The following is a 4563-nucleotide window of genomic DNA, read 5'->3' as shown; positions in this document are numbered from 1 at the left end:
GGCCGGGGGGGTGGCCCGGGGGCGGTCCCCCCGGCCCCCGGCCGGGCCCGGGCCCCCACCGGGGCGCGGGGGGCGCCGGAGCGCGCCGCCCGCCTGCCATGGAGTGTCGGGCAGACGGCAAGGCGGGCGGCGCGGTGCGGGTCGTCGCACTGTACGAGGGGGAGCCGACGACCCGGGCTGCCTCTTTGGCGAGGCTCTTAAGTGAAGCGCTCCCGGGGCGCGTTGCGGCAGGGTGCGTATCGCATTTATGCGCGTACTCGGTTCACACCCCGTGTGAACCGCGCACCCACTAGCCTGGGAATCGAAGAGCCCTTGGAGGGGCCCATGCAGCCCAACGCCCTGCTCGACGCCCTCCTCGCCGAGGCGGGCATGTCCCACGCCGGACTGGCGGCGCACGTCAACCAGGCGGGCCGGTCCCGCGGACTGGCACTGCGCTACGAACACACCGCCGTCACCCGGTGGTTGAAGGGCCAGCGGCCGCGCGGCCAGGTCCCCGACCTGATCTGCGAGGTGCTCGGCGGCCGCCTGCGCCGCCCGGTGTCGCTGGACGACGTCGGGCTCGGCATGCCGGGCCAGCCCGTGTCCCCGCACGGCTCCCCGCTCAGCGGCTTCGTCGACCGGGCCGCCGCCCTGTGGCGTTCCGACGAGCAGGGCCGCTACCAGCTGCTCGCCGCCGAGGCCGTCACCGGAACGCCCGCGGTGATCCCGGTCTGGGAGTGGGAGAACCCGCCCGAGGACGCGGACGTCTCCCGCGACGGGCCGAACCGGATCGGCCCCGAGCACATCGAGATCCTCCGGGCCGCCCGGGCGCACTACGAGCTGATGTACCGCCGGGCCGGCGGGGTGGCCACCCGGGCCCGGATCGTCCGCTTCCTCGGCAGCGAGACCGCGCCCATGCTGCGCGGGAGCTACCCGGACGGCCTCGGCCGCCAGCTGCACCGGGCCACCGGGTCCCTGGTGGCGGTGGCGGGGATCTGCGCGTACGACTCGGACGCCCACGGGCTCGCCCAGCGGTACTTCCACCAGGCGCTGCGGCTCGCGAAGGCGAGCGGGGACCGGGGCCTGGGCGCCTACGTGATCGCGCTGATCGTCAACCAGTCCCTGCACCTGCGGGAGTACCGCCAGGCCGTCGCCTTCGCCGAGGCCGCGCTGCGCGCCGCGGGCCGGCACATCACCCCGGCCCTGGCCGCCGACCTGTACGCCATGCAGGCCAAGGCGTACGCCCAGCTCGGGGACACCGCCGCCGCCCTGGGCTGCATCCGGCACGCCGAGGCGGCCGCCGCGCGGATCCGGCCCGGTACGGAGCCGGACGAGACGGGGTACGTACAGCCCGGGCTGGTCAACGTACAGGTGGCCGAGGCGCTGCTCAGCCTGGGCGATCTTGAGGCGGCCCACGAGCAGGCGACCGCGGCAGTGGGGACCCCTGCGCACGACCGGGGGCGGGTCCACCGGCTGGCGATGATGTGCGAGATCCAGCTGCGCCAGGGCGAGGCGGACCGGGCGGTGGCGGCTGCCGCCGAGATGGCCGAGCGGGCCAAGGGGATGGAGTCGCTGCGGCTGCGGGACCGGCTGCGGGCGGTCCGCGAACAGCTGCTGACCAGCGGGTGTTCCGGGGCGGAGGAGACCGCGCAGCTCATCGACGGGGCGCTGCGCGTTCCCCTGTGAGGTCGTGAACTGCTGCCATGTTGCCACCTACTCGAACGGAAGGTGGCACGACCGTGCAGTGGACGAACCTGAGTGAGCAGACCGTGTACAAGAACCGCTGGTTCGACGTGAACCTCGCCGATGTGGAACTTCCCGACGGGCGGCACCTGGACCACTTCGTGATCCGGCTGCGGCCCGTCGCCGTCGCCACGGCCGTCAACGAGGCCAACGAGGTGCTGCTGCTGTGGCGGCACCGGTTCATCACCGACAGCTGGGGCTGGGAACTGCCCGCGGGCGTGGTCGAGGACGGCGAGGACGTCGCGGCGGCCGCGGCCCGGGAGATGGAGGAGGAGTCGGGCTGGCGGCCCGGGCCCCTCCACCACCTGATGACCGTCGAGCCGGCCAACGGGCTGACCGACGCCCGCCACCACCTCTACTGGGCGGACGGGGCGACGTACATCGGACATCCCGAGGACGACTTCGAGTCCTCGCGCCGCGAGTGGGTGCCGCTCAAACTGGTGCCGGACATGATCGCGCGCGGCGAGGTCCCGGCCGCCAACATGGCGGCCGGGCTGCTGCTCCTGCACCATCTGCGGCTCGGCTGACCGCGGCGCCGGGAGCCGGGTGCGGGTCAGCCGTACGGGTAGAAGCCCGAGCCGGTCTTGCGGCCGAGGCGGCCCGCGTCGACCATCCGCTGGAGCAGCGGCGGAGCGGCGTACAGGGGCTCCTTGTACTCCGCGTACATCGAATCGGCGATCGAGGCGATGGTGTCGAGGCCGATCAGGTCGGACAGCTTGAGCGGTCCCATCGGGTGGGCGCAGCCCAGCTCCATGCCGTTGTCGATGTCCTCGCGGCTGGCGATGCCCGACTCGAACATCCGGATCGCGGACAGCAGGTACGGGACGAGGAGCGCGTTCACCACGAAGCCGGACCGGTCCTGGGCGCGGATCGCGTGCTTGCCCAGGACCTTGCCCACGAGGGCCTCGGCCCGCTTGACGGTCTCGTCACTGGTGGTCAGCGCGGGGATCAGCTCGACGAGCTGCTGCACCGGGGCCGGGTTGAAGAAGTGGATGCCGATGACCTGGTCGGGCCGCGAGGTCGTGACGGCCAGCTTGACCAGCGGGATCGAGGAGGTGTTGGAGGCGAGGATCGCGTCCGGGCGGGTGATCACCTGGTCCAGGACCTGGAAGATCTCCGTCTTGACCTGCTCGTTCTCGACGACGGCCTCGATGACGAGGTCGCGGTCGGCGAACTCGCCGAGGTCGGTGGTGAAAGTGAGGCGGGCCAGGGTGGCGTCCCGCTCCTCCTCGCTGATCTTGCCGCGTTCGGCGGCCTTCGTCAGGGAGTTGTGCAGCCGGGTGCGCCCGATCTCCAGGGCCTCGCCGGTGGTCTCGGCGACCTTCACCTCGAGGCCGCTGCGCGCGCACACCTCGGCGATGCCCGCACCCATCTGGCCACAGCCCACTACGCCGACCCGTGTGATGTCGGAAGGGAGGTCAGTCACTTCGTGCCTTTCGCTGCTCATCCGTCGGCGGGTCCCCCGTGTTCCGCAGTGGTCACTGCATTCCGGCGCCCGCCACGCCCCACGACGTTACCCCCGACCTTGACCGTGGCGGGGGGCCGGGGCGGGCATGCTGTCACACGCAGGGGAATGTCACGCAACGGAACGGAGTCGTCACATGGCGTACATCGGACGGCGGGGGCTGCTGGCGGGAGCCGCCGGGCTGCTGACCGCGGCGGGCGCCGCGGGCCCGGCCCGGGCGGCGCGGGCCGCACGGGGGAGCGGGGCGCGGCGGGAGGCGGCGGCCGAGTTCCGCGCGATGTGGATCGCGTCTGTGGAGAACGTGGACTGGCCCTCCGAGAGCGGCCTGGACGCCGAGGCCCAGCGGGACGAGCTGACGACTCTCCTCGACACCGCGGTCGCCCGCCGGCTGAACGCGGTGATCCTCCAGGTCCGGCCGGCCGCCGACTCGATGTGGCCCGGTGCCCGCGAGCCCTGGTCGCAGTGGCTGACCGGGGAGCAGGGGGAGGACCCCGGCTGGGACCCGCTCGCCGCCGCGGTCGCCGAGGCCCACGCCCGGGGACTGGAGCTGCACGCCTGGTTCAACCCCTACCGGGTGGCCAACCACACCGACCCCGACCGCCTGGCCGAGGGCCATCCGGCGCGCCGCAACCCCGACTGGACGGTCCCGTACAACGGCAAGCTCTACTACAACCCGGGCCTGCCGGAGGTGCGCGCCTTCGTGCAGGAGGCGATGCTCGACGCCGTCTCGCGCTACGAGGTGGACGGGGTGCACTGGGACGACTACTTCTACCCGTACCCCGCCGCGGGGAAGTACTTCGACGACGACGACGCGTACGCGCGCCACGGCGGCGGCTTCGCCTCCCGCGCGGACTGGCGCCGCGCCAACACCGACACGCTCGTCCGCGAGATGTCCGAGCGGATCCGGTCGGTGCGCCCGGCGGCCCGCTTCGGCATCAGTCCCTTCGCGGTGTGGCGCAACAGCGACCGGGACCCCTTGGGTTCACCGACGCAGGCGGGCGTCGAAACGTACGACGACCTGTACGCGGACACCCGCAAGTGGGTCCGGGAGGGCTGGATCGACTACATCGTGCCGCAGGTGTACTGGCAGATCGGGCACCCGACCGCCGACTACGCGAAGATCGTCCCCTGGTGGGCGCAGACCGTCGCCGGGACCCGGGTGGACCTCTACGTGGGCGAGGCGCTCTACCGCTGCGACGCGGACAGCTCCACCGCCGCGTGGCGCGATCCGGCGGAGCTGTCGAGGCACCTCGCGTTCACCCGTCAACAGCCCGAGGTGGGGGGGGGGGGGGGGGGTGTTAGTGCGTTAAGAGCGTGGGCGGGGCGGACACCCAATGAGTCTGGTGGATGGGCGGTCTCGCCAGCTCGCGCACCCG

Annotated in this window: 4 protein-coding genes; 3 read left to right on the top strand and 1 reads right to left on the bottom strand. The window is 72.9% G+C overall.

Features of this window, described 5'->3' with window-relative positions:
• Positions 1-324: 324 nt before the first annotated feature.
• Both ACFXA3_RS36195 and ACFXA3_RS36190 read left to right on the top strand, forming a co-directional pair.
• Positions 325-1665: a transcriptional regulator gene (locus tag ACFXA3_RS36195; protein WP_385194305.1), complete on the top strand. Its 1341-nt coding sequence runs from the start codon at positions 325-327 to the stop codon at positions 1663-1665.
• A gap of 53 nt (positions 1666-1718) precedes the next feature.
• Positions 1719-2249: an NUDIX hydrolase gene (locus tag ACFXA3_RS36190; RefSeq protein WP_385194302.1), complete on the top strand. Its 531-nt coding sequence runs from the start codon at positions 1719-1721 to the stop codon at positions 2247-2249.
• Positions 2250-2275: 26 nt separating this feature from the next.
• Here the strand turns inward: ACFXA3_RS36190 and ACFXA3_RS36185 are convergent, their stop codons facing one another.
• Positions 2276-3169 carry a 3-hydroxybutyryl-CoA dehydrogenase gene (locus tag ACFXA3_RS36185; RefSeq protein ID WP_385194299.1) on the bottom strand — a complete coding sequence of 298 codons (894 nt, stop codon included), beginning with the start codon at positions 3167-3169 and terminating at the stop codon, positions 2276-2278.
• 154 nt (positions 3170-3323) lie between these two features.
• Here ACFXA3_RS36185 and ACFXA3_RS36180 point away from each other — a divergent pair.
• Positions 3324-4563 (top strand): glycoside hydrolase family 10 protein (locus ACFXA3_RS36180; RefSeq protein WP_385194296.1); only part of this gene is annotated, 1240 nt, incomplete at its 3' end.

This window comes from Streptomyces sp. NPDC059456, assembly GCF_042750055.1.
In the GTDB taxonomy this organism is placed as follows: Bacteria; Actinomycetota; Actinomycetes; order Streptomycetales; family Streptomycetaceae; genus Streptomyces.
Note: the sequence above shows the minus strand (reverse complement) of the source record. Positions and strands in the feature narration are given on the sequence as shown.